The organism is Rhodococcus yunnanensis NBRC 103083, from assembly GCF_001895005.1.
Lineage (GTDB): Bacteria > Actinomycetota > Actinomycetes > Mycobacteriales > Mycobacteriaceae > Rhodococcoides > Rhodococcoides yunnanense.
Window position 1 is genome coordinate 138,219 of record NZ_BCXH01000015.1, and the last position, 17,342, is coordinate 155,560.

At 61.9% G+C, this 17,342-nt stretch carries 14 protein-coding genes; 8 read left to right on the forward strand and 6 right to left on the reverse strand.

Annotation, left to right across the window (positions count from 1 at the left end; translation table 11 throughout):
• Window positions 1–6: 6 nt before the first annotated feature.
• Both RY1_RS21690 and RY1_RS21695 read left to right on the forward strand, forming a co-directional pair.
• On the forward strand, window positions 7–717 hold the full coding sequence (locus RY1_RS21690) for a GntR family transcriptional regulator (RefSeq protein ID WP_072806108.1): 711 nt from the start codon (window positions 7–9) through the stop codon (window positions 715–717).
• A 155-nt stretch (window positions 718–872) separates the two neighbouring features.
• On the forward strand, window positions 873–2,150 hold the full coding sequence (locus RY1_RS21695; protein WP_072806152.1) for an MFS transporter: 1,278 nt from the start codon (window positions 873–875) through the stop codon (window positions 2,148–2,150).
• Between the two features lie 621 nt (window positions 2,151–2,771).
• On the opposite strand, the gene RY1_RS21700 is transcribed toward RY1_RS21695, so the two are convergent.
• On the reverse strand, window positions 2,772–3,365 hold the full coding sequence (locus tag RY1_RS21700; protein ID WP_072806109.1) for a LysE family translocator: 594 nt from the start codon (window positions 3,363–3,365) through the stop codon (window positions 2,772–2,774).
• 232 nt (window positions 3,366–3,597) lie between these two features.
• Entirely contained in the window at window positions 3,598–4,365 is a 768-nt protein-coding gene (locus RY1_RS21705; protein ID WP_084727690.1) for an IclR family transcriptional regulator, read from the reverse strand.
• Between the two features lie 47 nt (window positions 4,366–4,412).
• Between RY1_RS21705 and RY1_RS21710 the strand changes: the two genes are divergently transcribed.
• Genes RY1_RS21710 through dmpG form a run of 3 tightly spaced genes read left to right on the forward strand, consistent with a single transcriptional unit; the run spans window position 4,413 to window position 7,234 of the window.
• Window positions 4,413–5,204, forward strand: coding sequence for a 2-keto-4-pentenoate hydratase (locus tag RY1_RS21710; protein WP_072806154.1), 792 nt, complete (start codon window positions 4,413–4,415; stop codon window positions 5,202–5,204).
• 39 nt (window positions 5,205–5,243) lie between these two features.
• Window positions 5,244–6,191 (forward strand): acetaldehyde dehydrogenase (acetylating), encoded by a 948-nt coding sequence (locus RY1_RS21715; RefSeq protein ID WP_072806110.1) that lies wholly within the window; start codon window positions 5,244–5,246, stop codon window positions 6,189–6,191.
• A complete protein-coding gene (dmpG, locus tag RY1_RS21720) occupies window positions 6,188–7,234 on the forward strand; it encodes a 4-hydroxy-2-oxovalerate aldolase (RefSeq protein ID WP_072806111.1) in 1,047 nt (348 codons plus the stop codon). Before RY1_RS21715 ends, dmpG begins: the two co-directional genes overlap by 4 nt.
• 161 nt (window positions 7,235–7,395) lie before the next feature.
• Here dmpG and RY1_RS21725 read toward each other — a convergent pair whose 3' ends face one another.
• From RY1_RS21725 to RY1_RS21740, 4 genes are read right to left on the reverse strand one after another with little or no spacing between them, the layout of a single operon-like run.
• Window positions 7,396–8,406: an alcohol dehydrogenase catalytic domain-containing protein gene (locus RY1_RS21725; protein ID WP_169914782.1), complete on the reverse strand. Its 1,011-nt coding sequence runs from the start codon at window positions 8,404–8,406 to the stop codon at window positions 7,396–7,398.
• Window positions 8,399–9,208, reverse strand: a complete 810-nt coding sequence (locus RY1_RS21730; protein ID WP_072806113.1) for an SDR family NAD(P)-dependent oxidoreductase — start codon at window positions 9,206–9,208, stop codon at window positions 8,399–8,401. Before RY1_RS21730 ends, RY1_RS21725 begins: the two co-directional genes overlap by 8 nt.
• Window positions 9,205–10,950, reverse strand: a complete 1,746-nt coding sequence (locus RY1_RS21735; RefSeq protein WP_072806114.1) for a thiamine pyrophosphate-binding protein — start codon at window positions 10,948–10,950, stop codon at window positions 9,205–9,207. Before RY1_RS21735 ends, RY1_RS21730 begins: the two co-directional genes overlap by 4 nt.
• Window positions 10,951–10,974: 24 nt before the next feature.
• Entirely contained in the window at window positions 10,975–11,418 is a 444-nt protein-coding gene (locus tag RY1_RS21740; protein ID WP_072806115.1) for an acyl-CoA thioesterase, read from the reverse strand.
• A gap of 598 nt (window positions 11,419–12,016) precedes the next feature.
• Between RY1_RS21740 and RY1_RS21745 the strand changes: the two genes are divergently transcribed.
• The 3 genes from RY1_RS21745 to RY1_RS21755 are packed head-to-tail and all read left to right on the forward strand — an operon-like array spanning window position 12,017 to window position 17,338.
• Complete coding sequence (locus RY1_RS21745) at window positions 12,017–13,609, forward strand: acyl-CoA carboxylase subunit beta (RefSeq protein WP_072806116.1); 1,593 nt, start codon at window positions 12,017–12,019, stop codon at window positions 13,607–13,609.
• A 4-nt stretch (window positions 13,610–13,613) separates the two neighbouring features.
• A complete protein-coding gene (locus RY1_RS21750; RefSeq protein WP_281249998.1) occupies window positions 13,614–15,581 on the forward strand; it encodes an ATP-binding protein in 1,968 nt (655 codons plus the stop codon).
• Window positions 15,578–17,338, forward strand: a complete 1,761-nt coding sequence (locus tag RY1_RS21755) for an acyclic terpene utilization AtuA family protein (protein WP_072806117.1) — start codon at window positions 15,578–15,580, stop codon at window positions 17,336–17,338. The genes RY1_RS21750 and RY1_RS21755 overlap by 4 nt, the downstream gene beginning before the upstream one ends.
• Window positions 17,339–17,342 lie beyond the last annotated feature (4 nt).

Below are 17,342 nucleotides of genomic sequence, written 5' to 3' on the forward strand. Positions count from 1 at the left end.
GTTGACATGAGCGAGAAGCCCAACCCTCCGATCTCGAGCCGTTCCCGGGTCTACGAGGAGCTCCGCAGACGGATCGTGACCCTTGAATCCGAGCCAGGAGCCTCGTTGTCGGAAAATGAGTTGGCCGCGCAACTGTCGGTCAGTCGGACGCCTGTGCGCGAGGGTCTAATCCTGCTCTCCGAGGAGGGTCTGGTACACATCTTTCCGAAGTTGGGCTCGTTCGTTGCGAGGATCGATCCCCAGCGAGTCGCGGACGCGCAGTTCATTCGGGAGGCCGTCGAACTCGCTTCGCTGCCGGATGCAGCCCGGTTGGTCGATGCCGACCAGCTCGGCGCATTACGGGACTTGATTGCGGCGCAGAGGAAAGCCGAGAGCGTCAACGCGTTCTTCGAGCTCGACGAGCTATTCCACCACGCGCTCCTGACTGCAGGCGGGCACGAAAGAGCATGGCGCACAGTCGAGGCCGCGAAAGCTCACCTGGACCGCGCTCGACGCCTCGGCATGATGAGCGAACGTTCGCTGCAATCGCTTGCAGGCGAGCACGAAGTGGTCGTCGATGCACTAGCAGACGGCGATGCCGAACGTGCCACTGCAGCCTTACGTACCCATCTCCGAACCGTCTTCACCGACATCGAGAGCATCCGTGCGCGCTCGCCCGAACTCTTCGCCTCCGGCGATCAACGGCCTACCCGCAAGGTCGTTGCGGTTTGGCGGTGAGGAGGTGGCCGGCGCCACTATGTTCCTGAATTACTTGTTGACAAACCTTGGATACAAGAGGTTGTATGTAAGTGAGATGACTCTCACTCGCCGCTCAGTGGTGTTCTGAACCACTCCTCTCCGGCCCCTCGCTCGTAGTGTCCAAGGAGAATTCCATGACTTCACGCACTGCCCCCGCCATATCTGACCAGCACGAAGCCATCACTCGCCAGCAATGGAAGTGGACTTCGCTCGCGGGGATGGCTTCATACCTGGACGCCGGCGCCATTGTCGCCCTGGGATCAGGGCTTGCGCTCTTCAAATCCGAGATGGGGTTGTCGAATACAGTTGTCGGCCTGCTCGCTGCGATCGGCCCCAACGCGGTCGGATGCGCGATCGGTGCCTTCGTTGGTGGCCGCCTCGGCGACAAGCTCGGCCGCAAACGGATCTACAAGTGGGATCTGTTGGTTTACGCTGCCGCCATCATCGTAATCGCCCTGGCCGTTCACCCGGCGATGCTCTTTGCCGGAGCATTCGTCGTCGGCCTTGCAGTCGGAGCCGACGTACCGACCTCACTTGCGCTGGTAGGCGAGTACGCGCCAGCTCGAGGACGAGGCAAACTCCTCGGGCTCACCCAAGTTGCCTGGAAACTCGGACCCATCATCGTTCTGCTGCTCGCGCTTGCTTTGAGTCCATTCGGGCTACTCGGCATCCGAATCGTCTTCCTGCACTTGGCTGTTGTCGCTTTGATCACGTGGGCCCTTCGCCGAGGGATGTCCGAATCCGTCCGCTGGAAGGAAGCCAGCTCCAACGTCAAGGTTGATCGCAACTTCTCCGCACTGTTCAGGGGAAACAATCTCAAGGCACTCGCGTATACCGGGGCGATCTACCTTTTCATGGGCCTTGCAGCCGGAACCAACGGAACGTTCACCCCGTACATCGTCCGCACGATCGGCGCCACCTCCCAAGCCACGAGCGTTGCCCTGTCATGCGGTGGATTCGTGATCGGCATATTCGCCGTAGTGCTCCTGTTCATGCGCTTCAGTGACCGCAGCTTCATGGCCCGTCGGACCATGTGGGGAGTCGGTGCGACTCTCCAAGTTCTCGCCTATGTCAGCTTCCTGGTCCTCCCATTCACCATTCCCACGGTGATCCTGCATCTTTCGCTACTCGCAATCGGCACCGCTACCGCAGGCGAGGCGACATACAAAGTATTCAGTCAAGAGCTGTTCCCCACGATGCTCCGTGGTACCGCACAAGGTTTCACCTTCGGAATCGCTCGCACGGCACTCGGAATCTGGAGCTTCTTCGTGCCCGCGCTAGCGAGTGCTGGGATAGAGCCTGTCGCTTGGCTGTTGGCAGGCTTCGTTGCCGTCGGCGGACTCATCGGGTTCGTTTTCATGCCTGACACGGTCGGTAAACCGCTCGAGCAAATCGAGGCCGAACGTGCCTGACCGCGCTTGTGACCGTGCAATTCCCGTGCGGTTGGCCGAAGGCTGATCGAACGGCGTCGCAAAGGCTTGGCGCCGCGATGTCGGTTGAATTTACATACGACCGTCAGCGAAACTGATCGCACCGAGTGCTTCGCAAGTTTCGAGGCCGGCTGCCCCACTGAAGAATTGGAGCAAGTCTTCCCTACAGAAATGCGCTCTGCGGCCGCGGCTGACACTGAACAGTGTCGGCCGCGGCTTCCGGCCCAGGCATAGTCGATGTTGCGGATTCGGTATTCGCGGACGCGTCGAACGGGGCTGGGTGAGGACATTTTGGCGCGCAGCGTGGAGTGCGCTACTTGCGATGCCAGTGCTCGCGCGGCCGAATGAATGGGTAAATCTACAGTGGGGTGTAGACGATGGTGCCATTCTCTACATCGACCCCTTACGTTGCAGACGAGGTGTGCGGTTCCGCCCGCGACCGAGCGGAAGACCATCCTGGCTGTCCATGGCCGAGCACTACTGTGCAAGAGTGTTTTCCACGAGGTATCGGGGCAACGAGGACATCGATATCGGCAGCGGCAATGCCAGGAAACTGTCCGGCATCCCCGCCGGTCGCTGACGGCGCCGCTGAGACCGACGAGGTCAGAGGTGTTCGGCGGCGGTGACCGCGAGCAAACCGAGAGCCACGACGGTGAGAAGCACCGACGCAACGACGTTGATTCGGCCGATTCCGATTCGGGTGACCAGGGGGCTGAGAGCGCAAGCGAGCAGGGTCCACCAGAGGATTCCGATGATGACGTCGAGCAGGGTGAGGATAAACATCTGCAGCCAGATCGGTTGGCCCGAGCCGACGAACTGGGGTGCGATGGCCACGAAGAAGACGATGACTTTCGGATTGGTGATATTGGTGATGAACCCTTCTCGCCAACCGACCGGGGCAGCAGAGCCCTCGTCGGTGCCTCCCATGAGGCCGGTGATCGCGAGGTACAGCAGATAGAGGGCCCCGAGGACCTGGATGACGATCAGTGCCCCAGGGGCTGCGGCAATCAACGCCGAGACTCCCATAGTGGCCAAGAGCCCGTGCACGAGGAGGCCGGTCTGTGAGCCGAGTCCGGTCACCGCGCCGCGCCGAGGGCCTGCGGTGGCGCCTTTGAGCACGATGAGCCAGTCGGGTCCGGGCACAAGGTATGCGACCAAGGCGACACCTATGAAGCCGACGAGAAGCGAAGTTTCCATGAAGCCTGAATCCGTCCGAATGGGTGTCGGGCAACCGCCTGGTCGGCGGCCGCTCCACCCCTGTCGAGGGATGTGACCACAACCGGCTACCTCGGATCCACGCGTTTCAAACCGATGAGTCGGTTCAGGTGCGATCGACACCAGATCAGGGACTGGATTCGATCGATCTCTCGATCCGCCGCCGCAGGGCCTGCAGAGATGGACACGGTATGACACTGTCGAGCCGGGCAGCCTACGCGGGTCGATCCCCAGGCTGCTCGGCAGAAGTGCGGGCGAGCACCCGTCCCAAGGCCAGCGCTGCCGTGCGGACCGCAGGGGCGAGTAGTTCCGGCGCGAATTGCTCCTTGGGTACCGACACCGACAGTGCCGCAATGGGTTCACCGGCAAGCATCACCGGTGACGCGAGGCAGCACCCACCGACGGTGGCTTCCTCGCGTTCGATTGCGATGCCGGTGCGTCGAATCGAATCCAGTTCGCGGGCCAACGCTTTGGGGTCGGTGATGGACCGCGGGGTGTACCGGCGCAAGGGGCGGGACAGGATTTCTTCCTGCACCGCAGGGGATTCCGGTGCCAGCAGCGCCTTCCCTACCGCAGTGCAGGTCAGTGGCAACCTGCCGCCGATCTGCGACGGCAGAGGCAGAGAGGAGTGGCCATGAATCTTCTCCACGTACACCGCGTCGTGTCCGTCGCGAACTGCGAGATGCACGGTCTGTTCGGTTACCGCGAACAGATCCTGCATGAACGGCACCGCGGCGGTGCGCAATCGGTGTTTGAGCCCGACTCGTTCCCCCAGTTCGAACAACGCCATGCCGAGCTCGAAGGTGTTTCCGCGGCGCGAAAGCCACCCGAGATCGGCCAGATCGACCAGTAGTCTGTGTGTGGTCGACCGCGGCAATCCCGTGCGAGTGGACACTTCTGCCAGCGTCAACGCGGATCCTCCGGGAAACACGTTCAACACAAGCGCCGAGCGCTGCAGCACCGACAGCGTATCCCGTTTCATGGGACAGATCCTATCGGTATCGCCGAAGCGGGAATAGCGTGCACATCATGACCACTGTGGAACAGCACACGATCAGCGAAGCGGCCGACCGTCTGGCCGACGCCGCGAGAACGGCCACGCCCTGCGCTCCGGTCCGCGATCTCATCGGACGTGAGGACATCGATGCCGGTTACCGCATCCAGTCACGCAACATCGATGCACTGCTCGCATCCGGCCGCACAGTCGTCGGCCGCAAGATCGGACTGACCTCCCCGGCCGTGCAGAATCAGCTCGGGGTGAATCAGCCGGACTTCGGTGTCCTGCTCGACGACTTCGACGTCTCGGGCGACGACGCAGTGGACTCGACGCGGTTGCTGCAACCTCGCATCGAAGCAGAAGTCGCGTTCGTCCTCTCCTCGAATATCGACGAGCCGATCACCGCAGCACAGGCGCCGTCGTTCGTCGACCACGTCTTTGCCTCGTTCGAAATCGTCGACAGCCGCATCGCGGGATGGGACATCAGCCTTGCCGACACCGTCGCCGACAATGCCTCCTCCGGCCTGTATGTGCTGGGCGAGAGCATCTCTCGCGTAGATGCACCCAATCTCGCCGAGGTGGTCATGACCATGACCGCGGACGGCGTGCAGGTTTCCGCAGGCAAAGGGTCGGACTGTCTCGGAAGCCCCTGGGAGGCACTGGTGTGGTTGGCCAACACCTGCTTGTCCTACGGGTCGCCGCTGCGCGCCGGTGAAGTGATCCTCTCCGGCGCCCTCGGCCCCATGGTCGCGGTCACTCCCGGCTCGACGTACGCGGCCTCGATCTCCGGAATCGGCGACGTTTCTGCAACATTCACGGCCTGACCTTTCCGGCACGAACCTCGAACAGAATCGAAGGACATCATGAGCAAGACCAAAGTAGCGGTGATCGGGTCCGGGAACATCGGCACCGATCTCGTCATCAAATTGAAGCGGGTAGCGAAGAACGTCGAAATCGCGGTCCTCGTCGGCATCGATCCGGCCTCGGACGGTCTCGCGCGCGCACGCCGAATGGGCATCAGCACGGTCGATTCCGGCGTCCAAGGCCTGATCGAGCATCCCGAGTTCGGTGATATCGACATCATTTTCGACTCGACGTCCGCGAAAGCGCACGTCGCCAACGAAGAAGCCTTGCGGCCGTTCGGCAAGCGGTTGATCGATCTCACTCCCGCGGCCATCGGACCGTACGTCGTTCCGGCAGTGAATTTGGACGAGCACCTCGGGGCGGCCGATGTGAACATGGTGACCTGCGGCGGGCAGGCGACCATTCCGATCGTCGCCGCGATCTCTCAGGTGACGCCGGTGCACTACGCCGAGATCGTCGCCTCGATTGCATCGAAGTCCGCGGGGCCGGGGACTCGGGCGAACATCGACGAGTTCACCGAAACCACCTCCGAGGCAATCGAAAAGGTCGGCGGCGCGGCACACGGCAAGGCCATCATCGTCCTCAATCCGGCCGAGCCACCGCTGATCATGCGCGACACCGTTCTCGCGCTGGTGTCGAACCCGGATCAGGACACGATCCGCCAGTCCATTCTGGACATGGTCGCCAAGGTTTCGGCTTATGTACCGGGCTACCGACTCAAGCAGGAAGTCCAGTTCACCCAACTCGACGACGCCGAATCCGTCGCCACCCTGACCGGTGGCGTCGACAAGGGGCCCGGCCTGTGGAAGGTCTCGGTGTTCCTCGAAGTCGAAGGCGCCGCACATTACCTGCCTGCATATGCAGGCAACCTCGACATCATGACCTCTGCCGCCCTTCAGGTCGCGGAGAAGATCGCCGAAACCGCAACTCTGGAGGCAGCACGATGAGCGAGACCACGACACGACCGACTGCGGTCGACGGCGCTGCGCTGTACATCCAGGACGTCACCCTCCGCGATGGAATGCACGCCATGCGTCACCGCATCAGTCCCGAGAACGTTGCACGCGTTGCCAGTGCGCTCGACAGCGCGGGGGTCGACGCCATCGAGGTCACTCACGGTGACGGCCTCGCCGGCCACAGCCTGACCTACGGACCGGGCAGCAACACGGACTGGGAATGGATCGAAGCGGCCGCCGCAGTGGTGCACCGCGCCAAACTCACCACCTTGCTGCTTCCCGGAGTCGGCACCGTCGCAGAGCTCGAGCACGCCTTCGAACTCGGGGTGACGTCGGTGCGGGTGGCGACGCACTGCACCGAGGCAGATGTCTCCGCCCAGCACATCGGCAAGGCCCGTGAGCTCGGCATGGATGTCTCCGGGTTCTTGATGATGTCTCATCTCGCCGAGCCTGCTGAGTTGGCCGAGCAGGCGAAGTTGATGGAATCGTATGGGGCGCACTGTGTGTACGTCACCGACTCGGGCGGTCGGTTGACGATGAACGGGGTCCGCGACCGGGTGCGTGCGTACCGGGACGTGCTCGACGCCGAGACCCAGATCGGTATTCACGCGCACCAGAATCTGTCGCTGTCGGTCGCGAATTCCGTGGTAGCGGTCGAAGAAGGCGTCACCAGAGTCGACGCGTCCCTCGCCGGTCACGGTGCAGGAGCGGGAAACTGCCCGATCGAGCCGTTCGTTGCCGTCGCCGACCTGCACGGCTGGAAGCACAATTGCGATCTGTTCGGATTGCAGGATGCGGCCGACGACATCGTCCGACCGTTGCAGGACAGGCCGGTTCAGGTCGACCGCGAGACATTGACCCTCGGGTACGCCGGGGTCTACTCGAGCTTCCTGCGCCACGCCGAGACGGCAGCCAAACAGTACGGCCTCGACACCCGAGCGATCCTGCTCGCCGTCGGAGAACGCGGACTGGTCGGTGGACAGGAAGATCTGATCACCGATATCGCGTTGGACCTCGCGGCGGCGAAGAGCTGACTGGGCGCATCCAACCGCACAGGCGCAGCAATGAGCAGATCGGCTGCCTGACGTTTGTCGCCGCACGAGCGCCGGACAGTAATCCTGTCCGGCGCTCGCGCGTCGACCGCTGTCCGTGAGGTCAGGGCTTCGAATCCGTTCGCGCGCAGAGGAAAAGTCCTCTAGCGGCGTGGACGGACTGCATGCTTCGGCCGCTCACCGGATCCGATCGAAGCCAGCGCGGACAGCGCTGAGGTCATCGGTACCGTGTGAACGAAGGCCGCGCCGAGATTCGGCACAGTGTGAAGCACGTCCAACGCAGTTCGGTAGTCCTGGGCATCGCCGGAGTAGCTTGCCAGAACAGAGACCTCCTTCCGGATCGCGTCGTCCACATCAACTGTCACCGGTGCCCCGTAGATTCCGACGAGGACTATTCGCCCACCTCGACTCATTGCGCGGACGGCGTTGTTCAGAGCAGGGGCCGCGCCCGCCGCCTCGATCCACAGATCGACGCCGCGGGGCGGTTCGGCTGTCAGGTGCAACCCGACCAGCTCGCAGATGCCTGCTCTGTTCACCACATCGTCAGGTGTACCGACCACTGTCACTTGCGCACCCGCGTGTCGAGCGGCGATTCCGGCGAGCAGGCCGATGGCGCCAGGTCCACTGATCACCACGTGGTCGTCGGGGGACAAGCGTCCGCGTGTCAGTACCGCTCGACACGCGACGGACATCGGTTCGGTCAACACCGCGGTCTCGTCGGGCAACGAACCTACATGCAGCAATGTTCGAGCAGGTACCGCGACGGTTGTTGCCAGCCCGCCATTTCTCGACAACCCGAGCCATTCGCGTTTCTTGCATAGCTGACCCAATCCGCGGTCGCACAGGTCGCACTCCCCGCAGCCGAAGATCGACATGGGAGTAACTCGATCGCCGAGAGCCACCGTGGTGACCTCGGCGCCGATTTCGACCACCCGTCCGACGACTTCGTGGCCGAGAACGGTGCCGACCTCGATCCAGGACGAGCTCGGATCGCCATGCCAGATGTGGCTGTCGGATCCGCAGAGACCGCAGAGGTCGACGGCGATGATGACTTCTCCGAGACCTGCGGACGGCGATGGCAGCTCGCTGAGGGCCAACCCTCCGGGTTCGTATCCTTGTCGAACGACACCGACTGAATTGCTGGTTTCAGGCACTGACGCCACCATCGATCGGAATCACAGTGCCGGTTACGTACGCGGCAGCCTCACTGCTGAGGAAGCCGACGACTCCAGCGCAGTCTGCTGCAGTTCCGAATCGTCCCAGCGGGACGGTGCTCAACAGTTCGTCCGAGCCCTCTGCGGCGAACGCATTCGCAAGACGGCCCGTGTGGATGTATCCGGGTGCGAGACAGTTCACGGTGATCCCGCGAGGTCCCAGTTCACGAGCCAGATACCGCGAGTACATGATGATCGCGGCCTTCGACGCCCCGTAGTGCGCGTAGCCGCCGTCCGGTTCGGCCTTCCTGCCGAAGAGGCTCGACATCGTGATGATGCGACCGCCTGGCACGGGACTCATCGATGCAACCAACGCCTGGCAGGTGTGTACCGTCGCCATGAGGTTGCGCTCGACGACTTCGTGAAATGTAGACATCTCGACGACGCTCGCCGCGGTCTCGGCGAATCCGCCCTTTCCGCCACCCGCGATGCACACACCGATGTCGATCGGTCCCAGCTCGCCCGCAACAGCCTCGACGGCCTTCCTCGTGCTTTCGGCAGATGTGAGGTCGACTTGGACACCTACGGAACGTCGACCGAGCGCACGAATCTCACCGACGGTCGAGTCCGACGTCATCGACGCGGATTCGGCTTCGAACTCGTTGTACGACGTCAGATCGATATCGAGAACCGCGACGTCTGCACCCGCCTGTGCCAATCGAAGTGCGCAAGCCCGGCCGATGCCGCGAGCCGCACCTGTGACCAACGCGGTCTTTCCGCTCAGCGTTTCCTCGGTGTTCATTGCTGCGGCACCGAGTAACCGTCGACGGTGTGAAGATCTGCCATCACGTCCTGGTATCGGTCCTCGTTCGATACCGAAGAAACAATGACACGTACGCCTGTGATAGCCAGCGCCTCGGTGAGAGCGGTATGAAACTCGGCTGGGGTTCTTGCCGAGTAGGTCGTGCATCCTGCTGCGGCCGCTATCGCTGAATAGTCGGTCGAGGGGAACTCGGAAGCGATCACCCGGCCACGCTGACCGTGGTAAACCCATCCGAGGATGCGGTTGTCGAAGACCACGACGATCATGTCGACACCGAGTTCGACTGCAGTAAGGAGGGCATGGAACGACATGCCGAACCCGCCGTCTCCACACGTGGCGACTGCAAGCGAGTCGGGCCGCACCATCGCCGCGGCCGTCGCGGATGGAATCGCGTATCCCATGCCACCACCACCGTTAGGTTGAAGTACGGTCCCGCCTTCCTTCACGACGTAGTCGCTCAATACGAACAACCTGTTCTCACCCGCGTCGCAGGTCACGACGGTCTTGGCGGGCAGAAGCTCGTTCATGATGAGAACCGCGTCGCGAGCGCTGAAGTCACCGGTCGCCGATTCGGCTCGAGAACTCCGATTGCGGGCGCGTGCCTCCTCGACGCGTGTGCGGCCGCCACCGCTGAATCCCGCAGCCTGAGCACCGAGCGTCACCAGGCTCAATTCTGCGTCGCCGACGATGGCATTGGTTGCCGGCACAGTCCATCCGATGTTCCTGGGCTCCACATCGATGTGGATCAAGCGTTGACGGGTAGCCGAGATGAGGTCGGGGTGGAAGTCAGCGAGATCAGTTGCGCCGAGCTTCGTTCCGACTGCCACGATCACATCGCTCTCGCCGAGCGATCGATTGGCGTGATTGTGTCCGAACGAACCGATGACACCGAGCGCGAGAGCGTGATCCTCGGGGAATGTCCCCTTGCCTGCCGGAGTCGTCACGACTGGAATGTCGAGGGTGCGTGCGAACGACAGGAGCGCTGCCTCCGCATGGCCGAGACGAACACCATTACCTGCCAGGACTATCGGTTTCCGTGCTGATCCGAGTGTCTTGACTGCCGCCTCTATCTGCGACGGTGACACGACATCGGACCGAGGCGTCCCGTACGAGCCATGGAGGTACGACGGGGGCTGCGACTCGACCTGGACTCGTCCGAACAGTGAATCTCGGCGGAAGATGACGGCGACGGGGCCGGGCTCACCGGACGTCGCGTGCTTGATCGCCAACTGCGTCATCTGGAGCGCCTGGGTGGCGTCGTTCGCGACGAACGTCTCCTTGGTAATTGCGCGCATCGCTGCAGGGAGATCGACGGCGCCATAGCCACCGAGACTCGCCTGGTACGGCCCGAGATGCGACGACGGACCACCATCCGTCGCATCGAGAAGCACCAACATCGGCGACGCCCCGAGGTGAGCCTCCATGATGCCGATTCCGGCATTCCCCAGAATCCACTGACCTTGGCCCATGACTACCGACGGCACGCCGGTGAGACGCCCGCTCGCTTCAGCCATGACCGAACCGACACTTTCTTGTCGAACGAGATGAACATTCACATCGGCTTTCAAATCACGCAAAGCATCGAAAATGTGAACTGTGTAGCCGCCCGGCATTCCGTAGACAGTCGCCTGGTCCAAACCCGCGATTACTCGTCCGACTGCGACTGCGCCAGTGATGTCTTCATCTACTCGCGTAAAACTGGTGGTGTTTTGTTCCGTCATTTCTGAGATCACTCCTGAAGTCGACTAGTGCGCTTTGGTCGTCGGCTTGTCTTTTGCCGCAATGGATGTGAGTTCATCGAGCGGGTTGGGACGGAGTCGGCGAGTTTCGAGATCGAGCAGTCCGACGGTGAAATCGAGATGGCAGTTGTCGACTCCCTCGGCAGATCTGATCCACTGTTCGTGTCGTAATGTTTTGCCTGTGGTCGCGACGAACGAACTCGTCGCAACCACCGACTTTGCGGTGGAAAGTACCTCGTTGAGGTACTTGATGTGCACATCGAGAATTATCACTGCTCGGTCCAGTGCAACCAGACGAGCTGGGCTGATATCGGCCGACTCCATGTGTCGGACACGTGCGAATTCTGCAATCTCGACGTATGCGATATGGCTGATATGGCCATTCTGATCCAGGTCACGAAAGCGGAGTTCTATCGCCGTCTCGAAGCACGCGAAATTGTCATCGTTCACTGTCGGCCAAGATCCTTTCGAGCGGACTGAAACGGCGGGCTGGTCCCGGTGCGTTACGCGTGCGCACCTGGCATCAGACACGAGCGTGAATGCACGTGTCGTGAAGCACCGAGGACGCGGCATCCGTGGTCCATGCTCGCATAGTTGACTTGGATGTCAACATGATTTTCAAAAATTGGGAGGCGGCTGCAGGCCTCACCGTGGGTTGCAACCTCCTCGCTCGAGGTGCTGACTGCGCAGCCCCTCGTCTGATGCATGGTCCGAGCGAACAGGCTTTCTGCAGGTCATAGATAGATTCTGGCCAGAGATCTAGAGGCGGGTCTTCGGGTACTCGTGAAGGAGCTCTGTGCGATGACCGACGAAACCATGAGCGAATTTGTGAAGCCATTGAAATGACTATGGTGTCAAGTGTAGGTTGTGCACTGTACCGAGGCGGCCTTCGCCTCCGGTCATCGGCGGTCCGGTCGACACCGGTCGAGCAGACACGCTCGCCGGTTACCGACGAGTGGTACCGGCCCACGGATCAGCAAGCACGATATTTCCGTCAATTCATGATGATTCGATGCGCCGTATTCGGTGTTAATGGAGGGGTCGTTGGATGTCACAACTGGTATCGCGGCTTGATGTACGTTCGGATGAATTCGAGCGCAATCGCAAGGCAATGCTTACGGCGCTTGAATCTATCGAGGGTCACACCGCCAAGGTGGTGGCCGGTGGTGGTGAACGGTATGTCGAGCGACATCGAGCGCGAGGAAAACTGCTGGTTCGGGAGAGGGTCGAACTCCTGATCGACCGGGACAGCGCGCTTCTCGAGCTGTCCCCCCTCGCCGGGGCGGAAACGGACGATCCCATCGGCGGCGGTGTCGTTACCGCGGTCGGTGTCGTCTCCGGCGTCGAGTGCGTGATCATCGCCAACGATGCAACTGTCCGGGGTGGCGCGCAGTCGCCGTCGACAGTCCGCAAGATCAACCGTGCACTCGAGGTGGCCACGGTCAATCGGCTGCCTTTGATCACACTCGTGGAGTCCGGCGGAGCCGACCTGCCGAATCAGTCGAAGATATTCGTTACTGGTGGAAGCTCTTTCAAGGACATCTCACGGCTGTCGAAGGCAGGTATTCCTACCATCTCGCTCGTCTTCGGCTCGTCCACGGCCGGCGGTGCATACATGCCGGGAATGTCGGACTACACGGTCCTGGTCAAGGAACAGGCTCAGGTCTTTCTCGGTGGGCCGCCGTTGGTGAAGATGGCGACGAACGAGGATGCGGACGTCGAAGAACTTGGCGGCGCGGAGATGCATGCGCGGGTATCCGGTCTTGCGGACTATCTCGCGGCTGATGAACGAGATGCACTCCGGATCGGTCGAGAGATCATGGCGCATCTTCGCGGGGTACGACCTCCGTCGACTCTGACCGGAGGCAGCGAGCCGGTGTACCCCGTCGACGAGTTGCTCGGCATCCCATCGGCAGACCCACGTCAGCCGTATGACATCCGCGAGATCATCGCGCGAACCGTCGACGGGTCCGATCTGGCGGAATTCAAACCGATCTATGGCGCAAATTTGGTATGCGGGTGGGCGACGCTTCACGGTCAGAGTATTGGCGTCCTCGGCAACAACGGCATCTTGTTCTCCGAGGAGGCACAGAAAGGCTCGCAATTCATTCAGCTCTGCAACCAGACCGGTACCCCGTTACTTTTCATCCACAATATAACCGGCTTCATGGTCGGCACTCGGTATGAGCAAGGCGGAATCATCAAGGACGGCGCAAAGCTGATCAACGCGGTCTCGAACTCCGTTGTGCCGCACCTGGTATTGATGGTCGGGTCGAGCTACGGCGCGGGAAACTACGCGATGTCGGGTCGCGCGTACGATCCGCGATTCGTGTTCACGTGGCCGTCGCACAGAATCGCGGTGATGGGTGGAAAGCAGCTTGCCGGCGTTATGTCGATCATTCGAAAGAATGCGGCGGAAGCCGCGGGTCGTACGTTCGACCTTGACGACGACGCTGCGCGACGGCAGACGATCGAAGATCAGATCGACCGTGAGTCGACAGCGCTCTATTCCACTGGGCAGGTATGGGACGACGGGATCATCGATCCGCGAGACACGCGAGTAGTCCTTGGTCTCGCTCTCTCCGCCGCTATGGGACGCCCTTCGAGCGGTGCCCGAGGCTTCGCAAACTTCAGGATGTGATCAGGTGACAATTACAAGAATCCTCGCAGCAAACCGTGGTGAGATCGTGAGTCGAATCGCGAGATCTGCTCGTAGACGCGGTGCCGAGACCGTAGCGGTGTACGCCGCGAGTGATGCCGATGCCCATTATCTGAGCGATGCAGACGTCGCCTATTACCTCGGTGACGACGAGAAGGCGCGCCCCTACCTCGACATCGCGCTCCTGATTCGGGCTGCACAGGAGACCCGCTGCGATGCAGTGCATCCGGGGTTCGGATTTGTCGCCGAGAACGCGACATTCGCACGAGCAGTCATCGACTCCGGACTGATCTGGATCGGTCCGTCGCCTGCCGCGATCGACGCGATGGGGCCGAAAGTACAGGCCAAGCGCATTGCGGTTCAGGCGGGTGTCGCGGTGTTGGAGAGCATCGAACTGACGGACGACGTAGAGGCGGCAGCTCTACAAGCTACCCGGACATTGACTCCGCCACTGCTGGTCAAGCCTTCCGCGGGGGGCGGCGGCAAGGGGATGCACCGAGTCGACGATGTCAAGGACCTGGCGAAGGTTCTGGTAGCCGCGCAACGGGAGGCACAGGCATCGTTCGGCGATCCGACGCTGTTCATCGAACGATATCTGGAGACAGCACGACACGTCGAAGTGCAAGTCATGGCAGACACTCACGGGAACGTCATCCATCTCGGCACGCGAGACTGTTCGGTGCAACGTCGACACCAGAAGATCATCGAAGAAGCGCCGGCACCCGGTTTGTCCGAGGAGCTTGCGGCGAAGATGTGCACCGCGTCGGTCGAGCTTGCTCGAAGCATCGAATACACCGGCGCGGGCACTGTCGAGTTCATGGTGTTCGGCGATGAATATGCCTTCCTCGAGATGAATACCCGCCTGCAGGTCGAGCATCCCGTCACCGAGCAAGTTACGGGAGTGGATCTGGTGGATCTTCAGATCGCCGTAGCCGACGGTGCGCGGCTGCCGATCGTGCAGGACGACGTCGCGATCACGGGCCACTCGTTCGAGGTTCGTCTATACGCTGAGGACCCGGCCGCCGGATTCCTTCCATCGCCGGGCGTGGTCGATGTATTCGAGTGGGATGCAGGCCTCGCGCGCTGGGAGGTAGGCGTCAGCTCGGGGAGCCGAGTGAGCCCGAAGTACGACCCCATGATTGCCAAGATCGTCACGACCGGTCGTAATCGTGACGAGGCGCGTCTGCAGATGATTCGGGCCCTTCGCGGAATGGTGATCGGCGGAGTGAAAACCAACCGCGATATGTTGCTGGCCGTTCTGAGCAACGTATCTTTCGCAGACGGCTGCGTGCCGACGCGGTTCCTCGATGACAATCCTGATCTCGCGATCACCCGTCCGTGCGCGAAGGTGCGCGCAGTCAACGTCATTGCCGCAGTCCTGTCGGATGTGGTCCTGCGACGTCGTGCCGAGCCGCTGCAGGGCTTCGCGCCGTTCGGGTGGCGAAACGTCCGCAGCGCTCTGACGAACGTCGAAGTCATGGCTGACGACGAGGCGATGTCGGTCGGGTACCGCAGCGACCGAACCGGCAGGCAGTGGACGGTCGAGCTCGACGACGCAGTCTTCGAGGTCGAGTCGTTGACTGTGGACACAAACCATGTCGACCTCGTCATCGGCGGTATCCGTCACCGCGTCGCAGTGCGATTCACCGACTCGAGTATCGTCGCCGCGTCGATCGGTGGTCAGACGGTGGTGTCGGAGCTCGACCCGTTGGTCGGAGAGTCCGAAGCGATCCAGGGCAGGCTGGCGTCGCCACTCCCGGGCACTGTGATCTCGATCGAACGTGCGGTTGGCGATCAGGTCGAGGCAGGCGAGGTCTTGGTGGTCATCGAGGCGATGAAAATGGAGCACTCGGTTCGGGCAGTGGAAAGCGGAGTCGTCACGGCGCTGCACGTCAAGGTCGGCGAGGTCGTCGAACATGATCAGACACTCGTGGAAATGGATGACGAGAAATGACACGTGACAAATTGATCGTGGCCAACTGCTCGGGCTTCTTCGGAGATCGCATCTCAGCTGCTCGCGAAGTCGTCGAGTATCCGGACCTGGATGTCTTGACCGGCGATTGGCTCGCCGAGCTCACCATGCTCATCCTGCAGAAGCAACATGCGCGTGATCCATTGAAGGGATTCGCCTCGACCTTCCTGATCCAGGTCGAAGAGGTTCTGGGGACGTGCATCGATCGCGGGATAAAAATCGTATCCAACGCAGGAGGAATCAACCCCGACGGTTGCGCAGAGGCCGTGCAGAGGATCGCGGACAGGCTGGGACTCTCGGTCAGTGTCGGCTCTGTCTCGGGCGACAACATCGTCGGGCGTGTCGACGAGCTTGTCGCCGATGGATCGCTGACTCGGTTCGACGGGCGGCCGTTCGATGAGACCTTCGAGCCCGTCGTTGCGAATGCCTACCTCGGCGGGTGGGGGATCACCGCCTCGTTGAACGCTGGGGCCGACATCGTCGTCACAGGCCGAGTGACCGACGCGGCGCTGGTCACCGGTGCGGGCGCGTGGGGTTTCGGCTGGGCCACCGACCAGTGGAACGAACTCGCCGGCGCAGTGATCGCCGGGCACATTATCGAGTGCGGCGCCCAGGCGACCGGTGGAAACTACGCCTTCTACGACGAACTCGGACCAGATCCGCGACTGGGATTTCCGGTCGCCGAGTTGGAGGCCGACGGGTCGTCGACCATCACGAAGGTGCAGGGAACGGGCGGTGTGGTGTCGACCGATACGGTCACCGCTCAGCTCCTGTACGAGATTCAATCCGACGTCTATCACAATCCCGACGTCTCGGTACTCCTCGACACCGTGGAGCTGCAGCAGGTCGGTCCGGACCGTGTGAACGTAGCCGGAGTGCGTGGTGTGAGGCCGCCGGATACGCTGAAAGTCTCCATGGGCGAGCCCGGCGGATGGCGCAACGATATGACTCTGGTCCTGACAGGGTTGGACGCACAGGGCAAAGCAGCAATGGCCGAGGCCGCGATCTGGGATGCGATTCCCGGTGGGCAGGAGGTCTTCGACGACGTCTCCGTGGAACTCATCGGTCACGCGGTGGACGATCCGGCGACAGTCGGGGCTGCCACGACATTACTGCGCATCGCGGTCAGCGGTCAGGACGAGAAGGTCGTCGGGCGCGCGTTCTCATCGGCGGTTACCGGTACCGGCCTGGCGAGCTATCCCGGTTTCTACACCATCAACCCGCCTCGTCCGGCATCGTCGTTCGCGCGGTTCGTGCCCGGGCTCGTTCAAGCGGATCGGGTCGTGTCCAAGGCAACGGTCGACGGGACAGCGGTCGTGATACCAGCGACACCGCGCGGATTCGATCACCGAGTCGGTGTCGCACCCGATACCGGGGCCCCGCCGGTCGAGCTCGACGGGAAACTCAGCCGAGTCTCGCTGGGCTCTGTCTATGGAGCCCGGTCCGGGGACAAAGGCGGGAACGCGAACGTCGGATTGTGGGCCCGCACCGATCAGGAGTGGGAGTGGTTGCATTCACGTATCTCCACAGAACTCATGTCCGAATTGTTGCCTGGTGATCGGAAGTACGACATCGAACGAGTCGTACTTCCGAAACTGCGCTCGCTCAACTTCGTCGTCAAGGGGTGGCTGGGTCACGGTGTAGCGTCGAATCTTGCGCTCGACTCTCAGGCCAAAGGTTTAGGCGAGTTCATTCGTGCGCGCTTGATCTGGGTGCCGGAACAGTTCACGAAAGGCTGAGAAC